Consider the following 19,299-nt stretch of genomic DNA (forward strand, 5'->3'; position numbering starts at 1 on the left):
CCGTGTAGTTCTCCACAAGTCCTCCACAGAAAATGCCCCAGTTTCCGGCGTTTCTCCACCGTTTTCCGGCGGTTGTGCACAGCCTGTCCCCAACCACCGACATTCCTCGTGCGAGGCGTACGATTGTCCGCGCTGTGACGAACTACGCGACTGTACTCAGAACCCCAGGCCTGACACGACTCCTGCTCTCGCAGCTCGTCGCCAGGTTCCCCGCTGGCATGCTCTCGCTCGCGATCCTCATGCACGTCGAGGACACCTACGACAACTTCACCTCCGCCGGCGTGGTCCTCGCTGCCCTGAGCATCGGCCAGGCGGTCTCGGGCCCGGTCGCAGGCCGCCTCATGACCGTCTGGGGCATGCGGCCCGTGCTGATCTTCACGATGATCGCGTGCTCGCTCTCGCTCACGGCGCTCGCGCTCTGGCCACCGGTGCTCTGGCAGGCGGCGATCCTCGCGGTGCTGGCTGGGCTCAGCATTCCTCCCGTCTCCCCCGCCGTCCGGACGATCTACCCCAAGGTCGTCACCGCATCGCAGCTGTCGCGCCTCTTCTCGCTCGACGCCTCCCTCCAGGAGGTCATCTGGGTGATCGGGCCCGTCGCCACGACCGCCGTCGCGTTCGCGATCTCGCCAGCAGCCGGCATCCTCGTCGGTGCCGGTATCACCCTCGTCGGCGGCCTCTGGTTCGTGGCAGCCCCCGAGGTGGGCAAGGTGCGCATCCCGAAGTCGCGACGCAGAGCGGGGGCGGTGCTGCGCAACCCGGTCGTCGTCCTCATGTCCGTGACGGGCGCCCTCCTCGTCGGCGCCTGCTCCGCCATCGAGGCCGCCGTCGTGGCGGAGTTCGGCCACGAGCGCGCGGAGACCGGCATCCTGCTCGCCGTCTTCGCCGTGGGCTCTCTCGTCGGCGGCCTCGCCTTCGGGCACCTGCCGCTCGCGCCCCTCTCCCTTGCGCGCCGCATGGGGATCGTGTTCCTCGGCATCGGCCTCGCGCTGATCTCGACGAACCCGGTCTGGCTCGGCGCCGCGTTCTTCGTGAGCGGCCTCGGCATCGCGCCCGTCTTCTCCGGCAGCTTCTCGGCCGTCTCCTCGAGCGTCCGCTTCAGCGAGAGCGCCGAGTCATACGGCTGGATGGCGACGGGGCAGCTGATCGGCGCCGCGGCCGGGTCCGCGCTCGCCGGCATCGCGAACGACCTGGCTGGTTCCCTCGGCGGCTTCCTGGTGAGCGCCGCGTTCGCCCTCGCGGGCGCAGCCGTCGCCCTCCTCTGGCGCGGGCACATCCCGGACCTGCGTGGCGCCGACATCGCCCCGCGACCCGACACCGAGCCCATGAACATCCTGAACGCCCCTTCCTGATCTCGTCCCGGTGCTCAGAACGCCGACCGAAAGGCCTCGATGACCTCGCCGCTCACCCCCAGCCTGACCATGAACGACGGCATCCAGATCCCCCAGCTCGGTCTCGGCGTCTACAAGGTCCCGGACCTCGAGGCAACCAGGGTCGTGGTGGACGCCATCGACCTGGGCTACCGACACCTCGACACGGCGGCGTTCTACGACAACGAGGCAGGCGTCGGCCGCGGCATCCGCGAGAGCGGCGTTCCCCGCGAGGAGCTCTTCGTGGCGACGAAGGTCTGGCACGACCGGCACGGCTTCGAGGAGACGCTCGCCTCCTTCGATGAGAGCCTCGAGAAGCTCGGCCTCGACTACGTCGACCTCTACCTCATCCATTGGCCTGCCCCGGCGCAGGGCAGGTACGTCGAGACCTGGCGAGCGCTCGAGCGGCTCCAGGGCGAGGGGCGTGCCCGGTCCATCGGCGTCTCGAACTTCAAGGGGCACCACCTCGACCGCCTCGCGGCAGAGACCGAGACCGTGCCGGCCGTCAACCAGATCGAGCTGCATCCTCGCCTGCCGCAGATCGAGACCCGCGCGTACAACCGAGCGCACGGCATCCTCACGGAGGCATGGTCGCCGCTCGCACGGGGCACACTGCTCGACGAGCCTGCGCTCGTCGCCCTAGCCGACAAGCATGGCAGGACGGTCGCCCAGGTCGTACTGCGCTGGCAGCTGGACCTCGGCAACGTCGTCATCCCGAAGTCGGTGCACCGCGACCGACTCGCCTCGAACCTCGAGGTCTTCGACTTCGCGCTCGACGCCGACGACCTCGCCGTCATCACCGCCCTCGAGTCCGGCGAACGCACCGGCAAAGACCCAGACCTGTTCTTCTGATCGCGCGTCTGCAGTCGATCTCTGGGGGAACTCGGAGCACGCCGAGCCCCGCCAGGTGCTTGCATGACTCCTATGCGCACCACATTCCGGCGGCTCGGCGCCGCGACCGCTCTCGCCCTCAGTGCGCTCCTGCTCTCCGGATGCGCGAGCGGCATGTCCTCGACCGAGTCGCAGTCCGAATCGGCGCCGCAGGGCGTCGCCGAGGACTACGCGGGAGCCCCGGAAGCGGCCGCGGGCGCCACGCAGGAGAATCGCGACGTGGTCACGACGGGCTACGTGGGGATCCAGACGGGCGACGTGCCCGGCGCTCGCACGCAGGTGGAGGCGCTCGTGGAGGCCCGCGACGGGCGCATCGACGCCCGATCTGAGACGGGAGGAGATTCCGTCTCAGCGCAGCTGACCGCGCGGGTGCCGGCAGCCGACTACGACGCGTTCATCACCGAGCTGCGTGAAATCGGCGAGGTGGTCTCCGTGGAGACCTCCGCCGTCGACGTCACGCTGCAGAAGACGGACATGTCCTCACGCGTCTCGACGCTCGAGGCGTCAGTGACCTCGCTGCGAGGGATGCTCTCCTCGGCAACGGAGGTCGACGACCTCCTCGCGATCGAGACGACGCTGACCGAGCGCACGAGCGAGCTGCAGAGCCTGCGCGCGCAGCTCGAGGTGCTCGAGGAGAGCATCGCGTACTCGACCGTCTCCATCTCCATCTCGAGTGATGCCCCCTCCCCCGGGGAGGAGCCCGCTGGCTTCCTCGCGGGCCTGCAGGACGGCATGGCGGCACTGCTGCGCGGGTTCGCCTCGTTCTGGACCGCGCTGGGCTTCGCGCTCCCAGGTCTCGCGCTCCTCGCCGTGCTCGGCGCCGCGGCCTGGCTCATCGTGCGTCTCAGCATGCGGTCTTCGGCAGCCCGAGCGGCCCGCCGGGCAGAGGCGGTCAGCGCTGCACAGCCTGCGCCCGCGGCACCGGACGGCACAGGCCGCGCACCCGCCGAGCCCGCTTCCTAGCGCCGACTCGGCCAGCGCACCGCTGCAATCGCTAGTCTTGTGCAGGTCGTTCGTGCGCAGGTGGGCACGGATGGCCCGCCACATCCACGTTGACCGAGGAGCACAGCATGGCTGCCGACGACACGAACACGAAGTTCGACCCCGATTTCGAGCCGCGCGACGATGACACCACGCGCATCGAGGCCGCGGGTGTCCCCGACGAGGACCTGGCTCCGGGCGACACGATCGGGGACCTCGCAGACGACCCCATCGACCCGCCCCAGGAGACCGAGGAAGCCGCTGACTCACTTGCCTCCACCGGCCACGTGAGCGGCGAGAGCAGCGCAGCCGCCCAACTCAAGGCCCACGAGGCGAAGCTCACCCGCATCTTCCAGGCGACCGTCTTCGGACCGGGAGACGAGCGGATCGGCCGTGTCGGCCAGGTGTACCTCGACGACCAGACGCGCGACCCCAACTGGGTCACGGTGAAGACGGGCCTGTTCGGCACCAAGGAGTTCTTCATCCCCCTCGACGTCGCGGAACTGGACGAGAAGCGCATCCTCGTGCCCTACTCGAAGTCGCTCGTGACGAGCGCTCCCAGCACGGAGGTCGACCAGAACCTCAGCCCTGCTGAGGAGGACGCGCTCTACGTGCACTACGAGGTTCCGGGGCGCATGCCCGAGAACGGCACCGAGACGAGCCTTGTCGAAGGTGGAAGCGAGCTCCGTCCTGGTAGCGCTCCCGTCATCCTGGAGCAGAGCGGTGACGACTTCGACGACACGGACGAGGCGACTCGGACCGAGGACGCGCTGCTCGCCGAGACCGTCGCCGATTCGGCCTTCGACACCGAGGCCAGCATCGACGCCCACGAGACGGCGGCGCCCCTGCTCTCGGCCGACGACGACGACACTCGCCTCATCGCGACGGCGGAAGCCGCGGCGAGCGACGACGAGTTCGAGGCTCCGACGGTGACCGAGTGGGAGGAAGTCAACTTCCAGCGCCCGAGCGACGAGCCGATCGACCCGACCAGCCCCGACCGCAACTAGGAGCCTCCGTGCCTCTCTTCGCCACGATCTACCACTACGCAGACGATTCAGCCGACACCCGCGACGAGCACCGCCCCGCGCACCGGGCCTGGCTCGGCGAGCAGAAGGACGCGGGCATCCTGAAGGCCTCGGGTCCCTGGGCCGCTCCTCACTCGGGCGCGCTGCTCCTCTGGGAGAGCGACGACGAGGCGTCACTGCGGGAGCTCCTCCCCGCCGACCCCTTCGCCGTTGTCGGCGTCATCCGCCAGACCGACGTCTACGAGTGGACACAGGTCTTCGGACCGTTCACCGCGTAACCGGCGAACTCCTCAGCACCTCGACGAAGCCGGTCGCCGCACTCGCGGCGGCCGGCTTCGTCACGAGCTAGGCCTGCTCGTGGGTCTGCACCGGCTCAGCGGAGCTGCTGGCCGCCGCCGCCCTGGGCTTCTCGAAGAACAGCACGACGACCGCCCCCGCGAGGAAGGCGGCGATCGGCAGCAGCAGGGACTGCCCCAGGGCTGCGGAGAACCCCTCGGCGACCGCGGGCGGCAGCGCACCGCTGCTCTGCTCTGCGGCATCCGCCGGCATGCCAGGCAGCTCGGCCGCGAGGCGCGAGCTGATGAGGGCGGCGATCGCGGCAGACCCGAGCACCGAGCCGACCTGGCGGGTCATGTTGTAGACGCCTGACCCCGCGCCCGCGAGCGCGGGAGGCAGGTTCCGCGTGGCGCTCGTCGCGAGCGGTGCCCAGAGGCCGGACAGTCCGAGTCCGAGGAAGGCGGGTGGGATAAGCAGCTGCCAGAGCGGCGTGTCGGCCGTCATGAGCAGCGACATCCATCCGAGCGCGGCAGCCACGATGAGGAATCCCGCGAAGGCGATCCAGCGTGGCTCGGTGCGGTCGGTGAGGCGGCCCACGAACGGCGCCATGACCCCGGATACGACGGCCATGGGAACCAGCATGAGCGCCGCCTGGGTCGGCTCGAGCGCACGCGCCGTCTGGAAGTAGAACGCGATCGGGAGCGGCATGGAGACGATCGCGAGGCCGAGCACCGAGATGCCGAGGTTCGCGACCGTGAAGTTCCTGTCGCGGAAGAGCCCGAGCGGCAGGAGCGGCTCCTTGCGGTTGAAGCGCTGCCAGACGACGAAGCCGATGAGCACGACCACTCCGGAGACGATGAGCCCCCACACGGAGATGGGTCCGACGATCTGCCCCCAGTCGAACGTCTCGCCTTCCTGGATGCCGAACACGAGCAGGAAGAGACCCACCGCGCTGAGCACGACGCCCAGCCAGTCGAACGAGTGCGCCTTGGTCTCGAGATCGGGCACGAGACGCCAGGCCAGGATGAACGCGACGACACCGACGGGAACGTTGACGAAGAAGATCCACTCCCAGCCGAGGCCGTCGACGAGGAACCCTCCGAGGATGGGGCCGACGAGGGTGGCGACTCCGGCGACCGCGCCCCAGAGACCCATGGCGGCACCTCGCTTGTCCGGCGCGAAGATCCGAGTGATGACCGACATGGTCTGCGGGGTCATGAGGGCGGCGCCGAGCCCCTGCACGGCACGTGCCGCGATGAGCATCCCGATGTCACCCGAGAAGCCGCACCAGAGCGATGCGAGGGTGAAGACGACGAGGCCGATGAGGTAGATGCGCTTCGGGCCGAAGCGGTCGCCGAGGCGACCGGTGATGAGCAGCGGCACGGCGTAGCTGAGCAGGTACGCGCTGGTCACCCAGATGACGGCGGTGATGTCGGTCTGGAGATCCCTGAGGATGGCCGGGTTCGCGATGGAGACGATCGTCGAGTCGACCAGGATCATGAAGAAGCCGATGACGAGGGCCCAGAGGGCGGGCCAGGGGCGGGAGACTGTTTCCACGAGGGTGGATGCTACGCCCCTTGTCGGACCGTTGCGCGCCACGCGAGGAATAGCGGGCGTGCGGGGCGCGTTGTGCTCCCCGTACGCCCAGAGACAGGAGACGCATGCCAACCATCGACATCACCACCGAGACGTTCAAGGACACGGTTGCCTCCGAGGGCATCGTCCTCATCGACTTCTGGGCCGAATGGTGCGGCCCCTGCCGCCAGTTCGGTCCCATCTACTCCGCCGCCTCGGAGCGCCACGAGGACATCACGTTCGCGAAGGTCGACACGGAGAACAACCAGGAGCTGTCCGCCGGCCTGCAGATCACGTCGATCCCGACGCTGATGGCGTTCCGCGACGGCGTGCTGCTCTACCGCGAGGCCGGCGCCATGCCGCTCGCGGGGGTCGAGAAGCTCATCGAGGCGCTCGAGAACGTCGACATGGATCAGGTTCGCGCTGAGATCGCCGAGAAGTCGGGCGCTGCGCCCGCCAACGAGGCACAGTAGGCCCAGAGCTTCTCCCCCAGCTCGGGGTCGTAGCTGCGCCACTGCGAGGTGCCGATCACGGGCATTCCTCGCGTGAGGTGGGCGGGGACGATCGTCTCCCCGCCTGCCAGCTGCGGGTCGGTGACGGCCCTGAGCTGGCAGAGGGCACCCTCGTGCTTGCCTTGCGCCGCGAAGGCGAGGAGGCTGTCCAGGGTGCGCTTGCCGAGCGATGGCTCGTGGACGCCCGGGATCGTCGGGGTGAGACCGCCCGTCGAGTAGCCGGGATGGGCGACGAGGCTGCGCACGTGCCCGCCAGCGGCGCGTGCTCGCCGGTCACCCTCGATCGCGAGCACCTGCGTCGCGAGCTTCGACTGCGCGTAGGCGTTCCACGACGTGTAGCCGCCGCGCAGCTGCACATCCTCGAGGTGCGCCCTCGTGAGGGCGGGCGCGATGCTGCCGAGCCACACGAGGGCGGCGCCCTCTCGGAGCGCTGCCCCCACCGAGAGGTGGCTCAGGAGGGCGAAGTGGCCGAGCGCGTTCGTGGCGAAGACCCGCTCGATGCCGTCGCTCGTCTCTTCTCGCTCGGTCGGTGGATGCACGACTCCGGCGTTGAGCACAAGACCGTCGAACCCGGACGCACCTGGCGAGGGGTCGCCGAGGAGCCTGGACGCCGCGCCGCGGGTCGCCTCGAGGTCCCCGATATCGAAGGCGAGGGTCGTCACGAGCTCGTCTCGAGCCATTGCTGAGGCCGCCGCCTCGAGCCTCGCGGCGCTCCGTCCCGTGATGACGACGTTCGCGCCCCGGGCAACCAGGCTCTTCGCCGTGAAGAAGCCGAGCCCCGTCGACGCGCCCGTGATCAGGTAGCGCCTGCCGGAGAGGTCATGAGGCCCGAACTCAGCTGCGGCGCTCACGCGGCGTCGCCTCCATCGAAGTGCTCGTACCGTGGCATGGCCCGCTCCTCTTGACTCTGGCTGAGAGATCTCGCCTCAGCAGTCTAGGAGTGTCAGATCTCCAGAGCCGGGGATGCCTTCAGGTCGTAGCCGAACGCGTACAGGTGCACGACGACGCCGGGTGCGACCTCCTTGGGCCCCTCCCGGTCGGTGAGATGCACGAAGCCGAGCCGCTCGTACAGGCGGTGGGCGCCGAGCATCTCCGGGCCGCTGTTCATGACGACCCGCGACGCGCCACGATCACGCCCGAGGGCGATGACGTGGCCCGCGAGCGTCTGACCGATGCCACGCCCGCGTGCTTCAGGAGCTACGGCGAGCATCCTGAAGTCGAGCTCGCCATGCCTCGCGAGCTGCGAGATCCGCTGCCCTGGTCGGGGCGTCCAGACGGAGCCGAGGATCGTTCCGGTCGCGATGTCCTCGGCGACCCACACCTCGTCCTCACTGGCTCGGCTCGCCGCGTCCCGCAGGTCCTCGGCATAGCTATCCGTGACCTCGTAGTCGTTGCTGTACGCGCGCTCGGTGAGTCGCCCGACGAGCTCGACCTCGTCGTGCCGGACCAGACGGAGGCGAACCCCTTCGGTCTGCGTGAGGTCGTAGCGATAGGCGAGCTCTGCGCCGAACGTCTCGTCATCGGTGTCGCGTCCCTTGACGCGCGAGAAGCCGACGCGTTCGGCCAGGCGCCGCGCCTGCGAGTTCGAGACGCCGACATCGAGCACTGCCGCTCGGGAACCGTTTCGCCGCGCGAAGTCGAGCGCTGCATGGACAAGCGCGTCTGCGACTCCCGCGCCGCGAGCTTCGGGTGCCACGGCGGTGAAGCGCAGTTCCGCCTCGTCACCGCGGGCGAGACGCGCCGGTTCGGTGCCGGCGCGCAGCAGCGTCGAGGTTCCGAGGATCTCGGGAGCACCATGCTCGGGTTCGTCCGTGACGGCGACGAGCACGGTCCCGGCTTCGCTGCGGGCGGCGACATCGAGTTCGGCTGCCCGGCGAGACTCACGCCAGCGCTCGTTGCCGTGCCCGCCCGAGTCGAACGAGCGAACCGTGAGTGCCCCGATGGCGGCGAATTCATCCGCTCGGGCCTCTCGAACGGTGAAGGCGCCAGGGTTCGTGTTCGTGCGGGGATCGACGCTTGGTGCGACGCTCATAGACCATCCAATACTTCTCCGGGCAAGCCGCGCCCGCATGTGCAACTGTCCAGCATACGACGACGGAGTCACGCGCGCGGCGGCACAGAGCCGCTCAGGGGTCAGCGCTCGTCGTCGTCAGGCGCGATGATGCGGTGCGAACCGGTCGCCGGATGCGCGGCCCTGGCCCGTACGGAAGCGAACTGGCTCTCGACGACGTCGGCGACGACGGCGATCGACTGCTCATCGAAGCGGTCGTGTTCCCCAGCGGCGACTTCCTGCGCGTCGACGTGGCGCAGCCACGACGTGGTGGCGCTGACCGACGAGGGTGAGTAGCCGTTCGACTCGGCCACCGACCCGCCGAACAGGAACGCGACGGGAACCCGGAGACCCGCGAGGGCGTCGCGCGACGAGGAGCCCTGGTCGTCGGCGGGCAGGGTGTCGCCGAGGCCGCCGTTGACGAGAACAAGGGCTCCGACACGGTCCGGGTGGGCGGCGGCGACGGCGACGGCGAGGTCCGCGCCCGTCTCCGTGCCGACGAGCACCGCTCGCTCGACGGAGAAGTGGTCCATCAGCTCGACGACCGCGTGCGCGGTCGTGTCCCTCGCCGCTCTCGAGCGCTGCGGCCAGCCCAGGTCGTCGATCGACGGTGCCAGGACGTGCGCATCCGGGAGGAGCCCGGCGAGCGTCTCGGCCGTGGCACCATTCGCCTCCCCGAGCAGCAGGAGATTGTCGTGCTTGCGCCCCTCTCTGGAGACGCGAACCAGCACTCCGACGCTGCCGCCGCTGAGGTCGACGCTGAGCCCTCGTGGCCCGATCGAATGCGCTTCCGCCTTTGCGGAGCCGAGTGGTCGCAGCGCGCGAACGGGAGCGTCTGCCTCGTCACCCGTCATGCGATCCACTCCTTCGCTGGCTCTCAATGCTACGCACCCTTGCTCCAGCGTAGACGCGGCACCGTGTGCACCGCAGACAGCGCACCTCTCGGATGCACCCACTGGCCCAGCCGCACCCCCGCGACTAAGGTAAACCTAACTCACGAAGGAGCGACCATGTCGAACATCACCACCACGCACGCCGCGAGCGGTCTCGTCAGGTCGCGCCTCGCGTCCAGAGAGCGCGTGAGCGAGCACGTCGTCCGCGTGACACTGGAGGGCGACGACTTCGCTCGCTTCCAAGGCCTCGGCTTCGACCAGTGGTTCCGTCTGCTGCTCCCCCAGCAGGACGAGACCGTCTTCGATCGCGTGCACGACCGCATCGACTTCAAGGGCTACCTCAAATACCTGCTCATCTCGCAGTCGACGCGTCCCGCCATCCGCAACTACACCGTGCGCGAGTTCCGCCAAGCCCAACGACAGCTCGACATCGACGTCATCGTGCACGGCGATGCCGGCATCGCCGGCCCGTGGGCTCGCGACGCGCAGATCGGCGCGCCCGTCGCGCTCATCGACCAGGGCTGCGGATACGCGCCACCCGCATCCACCGACTGGCAGCTGCTGGTCGCCGACGAGACCGGGATGCCCGCGATCGTCGGCATCCTCCGCGACCTGCCGAAGACAGCCCGCGGGCACGCGATCGTGGAGATCCCGTCTCACGGGGATGCGCAGCCTGTGGAACTGCCTTCGGGATTCACGCTCGACTGGGTGACACGCCCGAACGGGACCCGTCCGGGCGAGACGGCGCTGCAGGCGGCTCGAGAGACCCGACTCGAGGGCTCGACTCCCTACGCCTTCGCCGTCGGGGAGTCGCAGCTCGCGACGGGCGTCCGCCGACACCTGGTTCGAGACCTCGCCGTACCGAAAACCCAGGTGACCTTCGCCGGATACTGGAAACTCGGCCGCAGCGACGCAGCACACGCCTGACCGAACGGTGGGAATCGAATGCGTGACCCCGCGTGACTTTTCCGCGAGAAAACACCTTCGATTGAGAGCGCGGAGCGTGATAGCGTTGGTTTCACGCGCTGAGCGTCGGGAAGCCGTCCAGTAGCACCGCAGTTAACACGGGTCGAGCGCGCGCCCCATCCGAATCGGAACTGCCCCCAGACAGCACCGAGCCCAAGAACTTATCCACCCCTTATCTTTGCTCTCCTACGGCGCCGTGGCAGAGCAGCCCGAATCGTCAAAGATTCGGCAGCGCATTCCTGCGCGAAATAAACCGTGCCTAATAAGCACAGATCCGTTCGCGGATCACCCGCCCGAAGTACGGGCTGCATAACAATGAAGGAAGAAAAACATGGCAACTGGCATCGTGAAGTGGTTCAACGCAGACAAGGGCTACGGCTTCATCGCTCCGGACGACGGAACGCCCGACGTCTTCGCGCACCACTCCGCAATCGACGTCCAGGGTTTCCGCACGCTTGAAGAGAACCAGCGCGTGGAGTTCGATGTGACCCAGGGACCCAAGGGTCTCCAGGCCGAGAGCATCCGCCCGCTCTAAATACAGGCTCTCAGCGGTCCCCGTCCTCTGACGGGATGACCACGCACAACGAGTGCGACCTTCGGGTCGCACTCGTTTTGTCTGTCCTGACGGGTGCGTCCCGGTGACCATTCACGACGAATGACCCTGCCGCTCGCAGAGCAGAAGCAGACTTCACCTCGCCCGCAGCCTCCGATCCGTCAACGACGACGATCGCCGTCAGTGCTGCGTGCCCGCTTGGTGAAGCGGGCGAGCCGAGTACTTGCTGCGTCGACGCGGAATGGGCAGTTGCGCCCGCTTGCGCTTGCGGTTGACGGCGCCTTGGCCTGCCAGGTGCGAGTCCAGTCACGATCCGCCTCGGCGCGGCAGTTGTCGTTCACGGGGAGTCCTCCCCAGCGAGCCGAAGATCAGGTGTGTTCCAGGGTCAACCTGCAGGGAGGCAGGTATCCTTCTGGGGCGAGGTGCGGACCCCCGACCGCGAAGATCTCGTTCACTACCAGCACCAGACCTCGAACGGAGCAACACTCCCTCCATGACCACTCCCCCCACGTGGCCTCATACCCCAGTCGTCCGCCCCAAGGACCGCAAGCAGCGCATCGAATCCGCCGCCACTCAGGCATTCGCCCTGCGCGGCTACCACCAGGTGAGCATGAGCGACGTGGCAGCGTCGGTCGGCATCTCGGCCCCCGCCCTCTACCGTCACTTCGCGAACAAGTACGACCTCTTCAAGCACACGGCATTCGGCATCGTCGACGCGGTCGAGACGGCCACCGACGACGCGGCAGAGAGCGCCGCAGTCATCGGCGCTCCCCCGGCCCAGCAGTCCGCGGCGCTCATCGGCGCGACGCTCGACAGCCTCATCAAGCGCCGCGGCACCGGCGAGATCATCCGCTGGGAGTCCCGGTACCTCGAACCCGCCGACCGCGCGTCCGTCGACCAGCGCCTCGCCAAGGTCTACGGTCGCTTCTCGACAGTGCTCAAGCAACTGCGCCCGAACCTGCGCAGCGACGACGCCGCCTTGCAGAGCCGCGCCGCCTTCGCGGTGCTCGCGAGCGTCTCGATGCACCGCACGAGCATCTCGTCTGCCGCAGCCGACTACCTCCGTGCGGCCGCCCAGCGCGCCTTCGACGCCGAGCTGCCCGAGACCGAGTCGTACGTCGCTCCCGCAGCCACCGGTATCCCCTCCACGGCGAAGCGCGAGCAGATCGTCGCCCGGTCCATCGAGCTCTTCTTCGCCCGCGGATACAATCTCGTGAGCATCGAGGAGATCGGCGGCGCCGTCGGCATCACCGCCTCAGGCGTGTACCGACACTTCGAGAGCAAGAGCGGGATCCTCGCCGCTGCGTGCTCACGTGCCGCCGAGTACCTCGGCCAGGTGACCCGCGAGGTCTTCGCCGCAGTCGACAACCACGAAGCCGCGCTCGACGGGCTGATCGACGCCTACGTGGAAGCCCAGCTCGCCCACCACCGGCTGCTGCAGGTCTACATCGCCGAGTCGACGAACCTCGGCGACGACGAGCGGGAGCGTCTCATCGCGCTCCAGCGCGACCACGTCGAGGAATGGGCAGGCCTCCTGCGCGCCGTGAAGCCGCAGTTCTCCGCCTCAGAGGCGCGCTGCGTCGCGCACGCCGGGTTCCACGTCGTCGACTCGCTCGGGCGAGTGCTCGCCTGGCAGGACACGCCGAGCAACCGAACGCGCGTCGCCCACATGCTGCGTGCGGTCCTCGACGTCTGACGCTCGAGCACACCACGAGCCGTGGCCCGCCCCGTCCAGGGTGCGGGCCACACTCGTCTCTCGACCCACCTCAGACGACGGTGCGCCCCTCACCGGCCCCGGTCGCACCTGCAGACTGGGGACGCCCTGCCGCTCTGACCTGGTCGGCGAGCAGCTGTGCGCCGCTGGTGGTGAGAGCACGCCGCCACGGCAGCACACCCTCGATCTCGATCTGGATTGACATGCTCAGCACCGTTCGGATCACGACGATGAGTCCCAGGATGAGGGCATCCTCGAGCGAGGGCTTCGACGTGATCGTGCGGACGAGGTCGGCGGCCACGAGCACCTCCAGCCCGAGCAGGATGCCAGCTCCGAGCGAGGTGCGGAGCGTCGCGAGGGCGACCTTGCCGCCCTTCCCGCGCACGAGCGCCAGGACGGCGAGCACCACCGCGATGACGATGCCGATCACGATGGCCGACGCGCCGAGCGCCTCGACGACGACCGCGACGATCTCGAACACCTGGTCCATGGATTGCTGCATGCCCGCTCCTAGGAGGTCGAGTCTGGTCGGCGGGTGCGCCCGGCGAGGACGCCGGCGCACAGGAACGCCACGATTCCGGCGATCGGAACCACGATAAGCCCGACGCGGAGCGACGTCGCGTCGGCGAGCAGGCCGACGAGGGGCGGTGCGGCGAGGAAGCCGAGGCGCATGAGCCACGACACCAGCGTGATGGCCGTGCCCGGCTTGAAGCCCGGCAGCTCATCGGCCGCATGCAGGGCCGCGGGCACCAGCGTGGCGATTCCGAGACCAGCGGCCGCGAAGCCGGCGATCGTCCCCCCGACGCTCGGGAAGAGCAGCGCGACACCCATTCCGAGCGCGGTCACGAGGCCGCCCGCCTGCGCGACCCGCCGCTCACCGAAGCGATCGACGAGCCGATCCCCGAGCATCCGCCCCACGAACTGCGCCCCGACGAGCGCGATGAAGCCGAAGGCCGCGAGCGCCTGCGGGGCCTCCAGCGAACCGGAGAGGTACAGCGCCGCCCAAGTGCTGCCCGAATCCTCGACGACCGAACCGGCCACGGTGAGCAGGACGAGTGCGAGCAGCACCAGGTACTTCGCCGAACCTCCGCGAGCGGAAGTCCCGGCCTTGACGACCCTGATCCCCGCCGTCGTGACCTCGACGTCGTCGTGCTCCGGGCCGGGGATCATCCACCGATACGCGAGGACCGCGACGAGCGTGAACAGGGCGCCGCTGACGCCGAGGTGCAGCGAGAGCGGCACCTGGAGCGCCACCGCGGCAGCCCCCATGAGGCCGCCGAGCACGGCCCCGATCGACCAGATCGCATGGAAGCCGTTGATGATGGAGCGCCCGAAGCGACGCTGGACCCGCAGCCCGTGCGAGTTCTGCGCCACGTCAGTGAGTGCATCCGCTGCCCCACCGAACGCGAAGGCGGCCGCCAGCAGGAGCCCGTTGGGGGCGAAGCTCGCGGCGAACAGCGCGACGCTCGTGATGGCCGTCCCGGCCACGGCGAGACGCGACGACCAGAAGCGGCGGATGAGCGCCGCGGCCGCCAGCCCCGCGAGAAGGGCCCCGCTCGGGTAGGCGGCGACGACGAGCCCGAACTCGACGTTGCTCAACGCGAGCTCGGCCTTCAGCCCCGGATAGCGTGGCAGCAGATTCGCGAAGAGCGCCCCGTTGGTGAGGAACATGGCCGCGACCGCGATGCGCGCGCGCCGGTCGCCCCGGGAGGTCACTCCCCGACCGCGATGTCATGGTTCTTGCTGAGCATGCTGCAATCCAAGCACAGCGCGAGCAGCCGGCTCGCCGCAGTCACTCCTGCACGAGCAGGTCGGCGAGGAAGCGCAGGCGGTACTCGCCGCGCAGGATCAGTCCACCGTCTGCGAGGCGCGGGGTGCCGCGAAGGCCGCGAATCGCTGCCCGGTCCAGGTCACAGCGGCCTCCAGCGGGCCGCGCCGCTGCCACCAGAAGAACACCGCACCGATAGCCAGGGCACCCGCCACGTGGATCAGCCAGATCGGGGCGCTCGAGACGAGCCAGAACAGCTCGGGTGCCTCCGCGAGCCACCCGCCGCTGACGAGGGTCGTGTAGGTCACACCCGCGACGATCACGTGCAGCGCGTAGATGGTGAGCGGCGTCGCCCCTGCCCCCAGCGCGGGTCCGAGCACGCGGATGGCCGTGTCGCCGAGTCGGAGGCAGACGGCCAGGCACAGGCCGATCGCGATGAGCGAGGTGCCGGCCGTGATGGCGAGATCGAACGTCGTTCCCGAGTGCGGCGCGGGTGACGCGAGGAACCAGCTGCTCTCCGTCGGCGTGGTGCCGAACGCCGCCGAGTAGAAGAGCTCGGAGGCCTGCGCGCCCGTGCCCGTCGACGCGCCGATCGAGTTGAGGCCGCCGAAGGGGCCCGCCAGGAGCATGCTGACGGCGACTCCGACCAGCGCGAGGAGCGCGCCGACGGCCGTGAGGCGGAGGCTCAGCTGCAGGATCGTCCCTCGTTCTCGGGCCGCCAGCAGCATCCGCCCGACCACCATGCCCACGATCGCGTAGACCACCCAGGTGAGCACGGGATAGGTGCCCGTCACGAAGAGTCCGCGGAGCAGCTCGAGCGGATGTGCCAGGTCGAACCAGTTCGGCGTTCCGAGCTCAGAGCCCACGTTGAGCGGGGCCCGCAGCAGCATGGAGAGGAAGGGCCACAGGCCGGCCCAGGCGGTCGCGACCATGAGCAGGGAGAGGTTCGAGAGACGCAGGAGTGGGACGAGGAGCCAGAAGACGAGCCCGTAGTAGACGAGGATCACGGCGATCGGTGTGGGGACGAGACCGAGCGTCATGCCGATCAGCATGAGGGCGAGGCCGCGCCCGAACACGTTGAGGGCCGCGGCGCCGAATGCTCGGCGCTCGCGCTGCCGCTGCGTCGTCAGCACGACCCCGATGCCGGCGAGGACGGCGAACAGGGCTGCGGCCTTCCCGCCCAGGAACGCGGCGAGCGCCGGCGTCGAGCCGTCGGCGTTCGTGACCCAGACGTGCGTCGCCATCATGCCGATGAGCGCGAGGAACCTCGCGAGGTCGAGGCCGGAGATGCGTCCGCCGCGCCGAGAGCCCGCGCCGCCCCCGATCCGCCGGCGACCGAGAGAGGAGGTGGCCGGGTTGCCTGCGGGGATCGGGGCGCTCACACCCTCACGCTACCGGCAGAGGGCACCGCGCCGCACTCCGCCGACGGGCTGGGCTTCAGGCGCGGAGGATCTTCTCCATCGCCTTGCCCTTGGCCAGCTCGTCGACGAGCTTGTCGAGGTAGCGGATCTCCTGCATGAGGGGCTCCTGGATCTCCTCGACGCGGATGCCGCAGACGACCCCGGTGATGAGCGAGCGCTTCGGCTGCAGGAGCGGCGCATCGCGGAAGAACGCCTCGAAGTCGACGCGCGTCTCGATCGTGCCGCCGAGCTGCTCTTCGCTGTAGCCGGTGAGCCAGCGGATGATCTCGTCGACCTCGGCCTTGGTGCGTCCTTTGCGCTCCGCCTTCGCGACGTAGTGGGGGTAGACGTCCGCGAACGCGGTTCCGTAGATGCGATGCCCGGCCATGTCAGCTCCTCCGTGTCGTCGCGATTCTACCGGCGTCACATGCCGTCACCCGGTGTCATCCCGGAAGAGCCGACGCCGTCCGCGAGTTGTCTCGAGCATGACAACTCTTGGAATCATCGGAGCAGGGAACATCGGCAGCCAGGTCGCACGCAAGGCGGTCGAGGCGGGCTACGACGTGGTCATCGGCAACTCGCGTGAACCGGAGACGCTCGCCGCGCTCGTGGCGGAGCTCGGACCGAATGCCCGCGCAGCGACGGCGCTCGACGTCGCGGCGGCCGCCGACGTCGCCGTCGTGACCGTGCCGTTGCACGCGTACCAGAGCATCCCCGTCGACGCCCTCGCCGGCAAGATCGTGCTCGACACCAACAACTACTACCCGCAGCGCGACGGCAGCATCGCCGAGCTCGACGATGAGTCGACCACAACTGCCGAGCTCCTCCAGGCGCACCTGCCGGGGTCCCGCGTCGTCAAGGCCTTCAACCACATCGCCGCGGCCGACATCACCGCCGACGCTCGCCCAGCGGGTTCGGATTCGCGTCGCGCGCTCGTCGCGGCGAGCGACAGCGACGAGGCGCTTGAGTTCGCGCGCGGTCTCTACGACCAGTTCGGGTTCGACACCGTCGCGCTCACCCCGCTCGCGGAGGGCTGGCGCATCCAGCGCGACACTCCCGGCTACGGAGCGAAGGCGTCTGAGGCGGAGCTGCGGGACCTGGTCGCGGCCGCCAAGCGGTATCGCGAGACCGTCTGAGCGCATCCGACCGGCGGTCACCGGCGCCCCGCGAGGGACCGCGGTCAGACCCCGCACACAACCCGCAGACATGGTGCGGGCAAACAAGAAGCCCGCCGGAGACCGGCGGGCTTCTTGTGTCTGGTGGACCTAAGGAGATTCGAACTCCTGACCTCCTCGATGCGAACGAGGCGCGCTACCAACTGCGCCATAGGCCCTGACGAACGGAAACAATACCACCAGGCGTCCGACACCGCCAATCTCGCAGGTGTCAGACCGTCGACGACACGGCCCACCGAGACTAGGCATCGCCCATCACCATGGCCGAGCGGGGTTCTGCAGACTGCAGAATGACCATGAGCTTCTTGACTTCGCATGGGGGTTTGTTGGAACGGTCCGAGCTTGTGTAGCATGTCGAAATATGCACACCGCCGGACCGCTGCCCACATGGCAACCTGACTCTCGCACCCTCGTGCTCAAACCAGATATCTCGCCTCCCCCTTCACTGCTCCCCGCAGCGAAAACTTCGCCGGTGCAGGAAGGAGGGAGACCGCTCGAGTGGGAGCCCCACTCCCACCCCGTCAGTCAGCTGCTCTCTGTGCAACGCGGAGTCCTGAAGGTCGTCGTCGAACGAAGCGCGTGGGTGGTGCCTCCGCATTTCGCCGTCTGGGTCCCAGCGGGCACCGTGCACACGAGCCGGGCAACGGCCAACTGCGAATTCCAGGCAACATTCTTCTCAGAGCGCGAATCGTTCCTCCGTCCGCGCGAAGCGTACGGAGTCACCGTCACGCCGCTGCTCCACGAGCTCCTCGAACGGCTCGCGGCCGAGGAGATCTCGCAGGTGCAGCGTCGCAACATCGAGCGAGTCCTGTTCGACAACCTCAACCCGGCGAGCCACGACCTGCAGGTCCGCATGCCTCGCGACCGACGCATCGCCCCTATCGCGGAGGCGCTCAGAGCGGAGCCTGGCAACCGCACGTCACTCGAGGAGTGGGCTTCCTCCCTCGGAGTCAGCAGCAAGACACTGGCGCGCATCTTCCAGAACGAGACGGGCGTCTCCTTTCACAGCTGGCGCCAGATGGTTCGCGTGCAGTCCGCGCTCGAGCAACTCTCGAATGGGGCGAGCGTGGCCCTCGTGGCGCGCTCGCTCGGCTACGCGCAGACGAGCACCTTCATCGACGCCTTCCGGCGAGTCCTCGACGTCACGCCCGGTCACTATCGCGCGCGGGAGCTCACCGTCTGACCACCATTTGGAGGCGCTGGCTCGTCGCCGTCAGCTAGTCGTCGTTGGGAGCCGACGTGAAGTTGGGCCCACCCGTCGGCTTCGGCTCAGGATCCGGTTCCTTGGAGGGCTCAGGAGCGGACGTCTGCGACGGCGCTGGCGCCTGAGTCAGCTGGGGCGCTTCTGTCGCGGGCGGCTGGGTCGCGGCGGAACTCGTCGGAGCTGGGGCCGCGGTCGTGGGCGCGGGCGGAACGTACGTCCTCCGGTTCCCGAAGTGCTCGGCTCGCGCGTCACCGACAACCTGGGGGATCTCGATCACGGCAGACACGAGGGCGGTGAGGTCCTGCCCTTGCGCATTCGCCCGTACGATCGCGATCAGCTCGGCGAGGCGCTCGTCGGTCTCGTACTCCGACTGGACGTACTCCTCGACCTCCGTCTCGGCAGCCGTCGCGACGCGCTGCGAGTACTCCGACACGAAGTACGGCACGGCCGACTCCATCGTCGAGGCGGCACCCGCTGCATCGTTCACGTTGATCTGGTCACGAGCCGTGGTCAGCATGTCACCCATCGTCGTCTTCGACTCGTCGGTGACGAGGCCGTTCGACATGACGTAGGCGGGCTCGATGGCATCGACCTGAGCGCTGACCGCGAGCGTCTCAGCGCTCAGCACCACGACGGCAGGCTGGGCCGGCGCATCCGTGGAGGCTGCGAGCGACTCCTTGCGGACAGCGGCGAACGAGCCGATCGAGACGGGGATGACGACGACCACGACGAGCAGTGCGACGGCCGCGACGAGCCAGCTCACGCGGGCAGCGGACGGCGCCGCGCGGAACCGCGCCAAGGGACCGCCGAGCACCAGGCGCGCATTCGTCGAGCCGGTGCGGTCAAGCGTCTCGTCGCCCGCAGCGAAGATGCCGTTCGGCACATCGATCGATGCGTTGTCGGTCAGCGCGAAGGGGTCGCCGTCTACTGGTGAAGCCATGATCCGACC

General features: G+C 68.9%; 20 protein-coding genes and 1 tRNA gene. 11 read left to right on the top strand and 10 right to left on the bottom strand.

Annotation, left to right across the window (positions count from 1 at the left end):
* Positions 1-134: 134 nt before the first annotated feature.
* The 5 genes from C5E10_RS14675 to C5E10_RS14695 all read left to right on the top strand — a co-directional run bounded on the left by C5E10_RS14675 (position 135) and on the right by C5E10_RS14695 (position 4,542).
* Positions 135-1,349, top strand: a complete 1,215-nt coding sequence (locus C5E10_RS14675; RefSeq protein ID WP_104332264.1) for an MFS transporter — start codon at positions 135-137, stop codon at positions 1,347-1,349.
* A gap of 39 nt (positions 1,350-1,388) precedes the next feature.
* Positions 1,389-2,219: an aldo/keto reductase gene (locus C5E10_RS14680; RefSeq protein WP_104332265.1), complete on the top strand. Its 831-nt coding sequence runs from the start codon at positions 1,389-1,391 to the stop codon at positions 2,217-2,219.
* Between the two features lie 258 nt (positions 2,220-2,477).
* Positions 2,478-3,221, top strand: a complete 744-nt coding sequence (locus C5E10_RS14685; RefSeq protein WP_374953517.1) for a DUF4349 domain-containing protein — start codon at positions 2,478-2,480, stop codon at positions 3,219-3,221.
* Positions 3,222-3,328: 107 nt separating this feature from the next.
* Positions 3,329-4,246, top strand: a complete 918-nt coding sequence (locus tag C5E10_RS14690; RefSeq protein WP_104332267.1) for a PRC-barrel domain-containing protein — start codon at positions 3,329-3,331, stop codon at positions 4,244-4,246.
* 8 nt (positions 4,247-4,254) lie between these two features.
* Positions 4,255-4,542 carry a YciI family protein gene (locus tag C5E10_RS14695; protein ID WP_104332268.1) on the top strand — a complete coding sequence of 96 codons (288 nt, stop codon included), beginning with the start codon at positions 4,255-4,257 and terminating at the stop codon, positions 4,540-4,542.
* Positions 4,543-4,609: 67 nt separating this feature from the next.
* Here the strand turns inward: C5E10_RS14695 and C5E10_RS14700 are convergent, their stop codons facing one another.
* A complete protein-coding gene (locus C5E10_RS14700; protein ID WP_104332269.1) occupies positions 4,610-6,097 on the bottom strand; it encodes a DHA2 family efflux MFS transporter permease subunit in 1,488 nt (495 codons plus the stop codon).
* Between the two features lie 104 nt (positions 6,098-6,201).
* Between C5E10_RS14700 and trxA the strand changes: the two genes are divergently transcribed.
* The gene (gene trxA, locus C5E10_RS14705; protein ID WP_104241786.1) at positions 6,202-6,588 is read left to right on the top strand and encodes a thioredoxin; all 387 of its coding nucleotides are present in this window, start codon (positions 6,202-6,204) and stop codon (positions 6,586-6,588) included.
* Here the strand turns inward: trxA and C5E10_RS14710 are convergent.
* The 3 genes from C5E10_RS14710 to C5E10_RS14720 all read right to left on the bottom strand — a co-directional run bounded on the left by C5E10_RS14710 (position 6,528) and on the right by C5E10_RS14720 (position 9,531).
* Positions 6,528-7,478: an SDR family NAD(P)-dependent oxidoreductase gene (locus tag C5E10_RS14710; protein ID WP_181062790.1), complete on the bottom strand. Its 951-nt coding sequence runs from the start codon at positions 7,476-7,478 to the stop codon at positions 6,528-6,530. The genes trxA and C5E10_RS14710 overlap by 61 nt on opposite strands.
* A 92-nt stretch (positions 7,479-7,570) precedes the next feature.
* Positions 7,571-8,659, bottom strand: coding sequence for a GNAT family N-acetyltransferase (locus C5E10_RS14715; protein ID WP_181062791.1), 1,089 nt, complete (start codon positions 8,657-8,659; stop codon positions 7,571-7,573).
* Between the two features lie 101 nt (positions 8,660-8,760).
* Complete coding sequence (locus tag C5E10_RS14720; RefSeq protein WP_104332272.1) at positions 8,761-9,531, bottom strand: alpha/beta hydrolase; 771 nt, start codon at positions 9,529-9,531, stop codon at positions 8,761-8,763.
* 156 nt (positions 9,532-9,687) lie between these two features.
* On the opposite strand from C5E10_RS14720, the gene C5E10_RS14725 reads away from it, so the two are divergent.
* The 3 genes from C5E10_RS14725 to C5E10_RS14735 all read left to right on the top strand — a co-directional run bounded on the left by C5E10_RS14725 (position 9,688) and on the right by C5E10_RS14735 (position 12,785).
* Positions 9,688-10,497 (top strand): siderophore-interacting protein, encoded by an 810-nt coding sequence (locus C5E10_RS14725; RefSeq protein WP_104332273.1) that lies wholly within the window; start codon positions 9,688-9,690, stop codon positions 10,495-10,497.
* A gap of 370 nt (positions 10,498-10,867) precedes the next feature.
* Positions 10,868-11,071, top strand: a complete 204-nt coding sequence (locus C5E10_RS14730; RefSeq protein WP_068478769.1) for a cold-shock protein — start codon at positions 10,868-10,870, stop codon at positions 11,069-11,071.
* A 511-nt stretch (positions 11,072-11,582) separates the two neighbouring features.
* Positions 11,583-12,785, top strand: a complete 1,203-nt coding sequence (locus C5E10_RS14735) for a TetR/AcrR family transcriptional regulator (protein WP_181062792.1) — start codon at positions 11,583-11,585, stop codon at positions 12,783-12,785.
* Positions 12,786-12,855: 70 nt separating this feature from the next.
* On the opposite strand, the gene C5E10_RS14740 is transcribed toward C5E10_RS14735, so the two are convergent.
* From C5E10_RS14740 to C5E10_RS14755, 4 genes are all read right to left on the bottom strand, one after another.
* Entirely contained in the window at positions 12,856-13,305 is a 450-nt protein-coding gene (locus C5E10_RS14740) for a DUF1622 domain-containing protein (RefSeq protein WP_104332275.1), read from the bottom strand.
* Positions 13,306-13,313: 8 nt separating this feature from the next.
* Positions 13,314-14,519 (bottom strand): MFS transporter, encoded by a 1,206-nt coding sequence (locus C5E10_RS14745; RefSeq protein ID WP_308471718.1) that lies wholly within the window; start codon positions 14,517-14,519, stop codon positions 13,314-13,316.
* Between the two features lie 132 nt (positions 14,520-14,651).
* A complete protein-coding gene (locus tag C5E10_RS14750; protein WP_104332276.1) occupies positions 14,652-15,953 on the bottom strand; it encodes a heparan-alpha-glucosaminide N-acetyltransferase domain-containing protein in 1,302 nt (433 codons plus the stop codon).
* 55 nt (positions 15,954-16,008) lie between these two features.
* Complete coding sequence (locus C5E10_RS14755; protein ID WP_104332277.1) at positions 16,009-16,359, bottom strand: DUF2200 domain-containing protein; 351 nt, start codon at positions 16,357-16,359, stop codon at positions 16,009-16,011.
* Positions 16,360-16,456: 97 nt separating this feature from the next.
* Here C5E10_RS14755 and C5E10_RS14760 point away from each other — a divergent pair, with 97 nt between their 5' ends.
* Entirely contained in the window at positions 16,457-17,107 is a 651-nt protein-coding gene (locus C5E10_RS14760) for an NADPH-dependent F420 reductase (RefSeq protein WP_104332278.1), read from the top strand.
* Positions 17,108-17,228: 121 nt separating this feature from the next.
* On the opposite strand, the gene C5E10_RS14765 is transcribed toward C5E10_RS14760, so the two are convergent.
* Positions 17,229-17,304, bottom strand: a tRNA-Ala gene (locus C5E10_RS14765).
* Positions 17,305-17,684: 380 nt separating this feature from the next.
* On the opposite strand from C5E10_RS14765, the gene C5E10_RS14770 reads away from it, so the two are divergent.
* Positions 17,685-18,329, top strand: a complete 645-nt coding sequence (locus C5E10_RS14770) for an AraC family transcriptional regulator (RefSeq protein ID WP_181062793.1) — start codon at positions 17,685-17,687, stop codon at positions 18,327-18,329.
* 34 nt (positions 18,330-18,363) lie between these two features.
* On the opposite strand, the gene C5E10_RS14775 is transcribed toward C5E10_RS14770, so the two are convergent.
* Entirely contained in the window at positions 18,364-19,290 is a 927-nt protein-coding gene (locus tag C5E10_RS14775) for a hypothetical protein (protein WP_104332280.1), read from the bottom strand.
* Positions 19,291-19,299 lie beyond the last annotated feature (9 nt).

This window comes from Pseudoclavibacter sp. RFBG4 (genome assembly GCF_002931515.1).
In the GTDB taxonomy this organism is placed as follows: Bacteria; Actinomycetota; Actinomycetes; order Actinomycetales; family Microbacteriaceae; genus Pseudoclavibacter.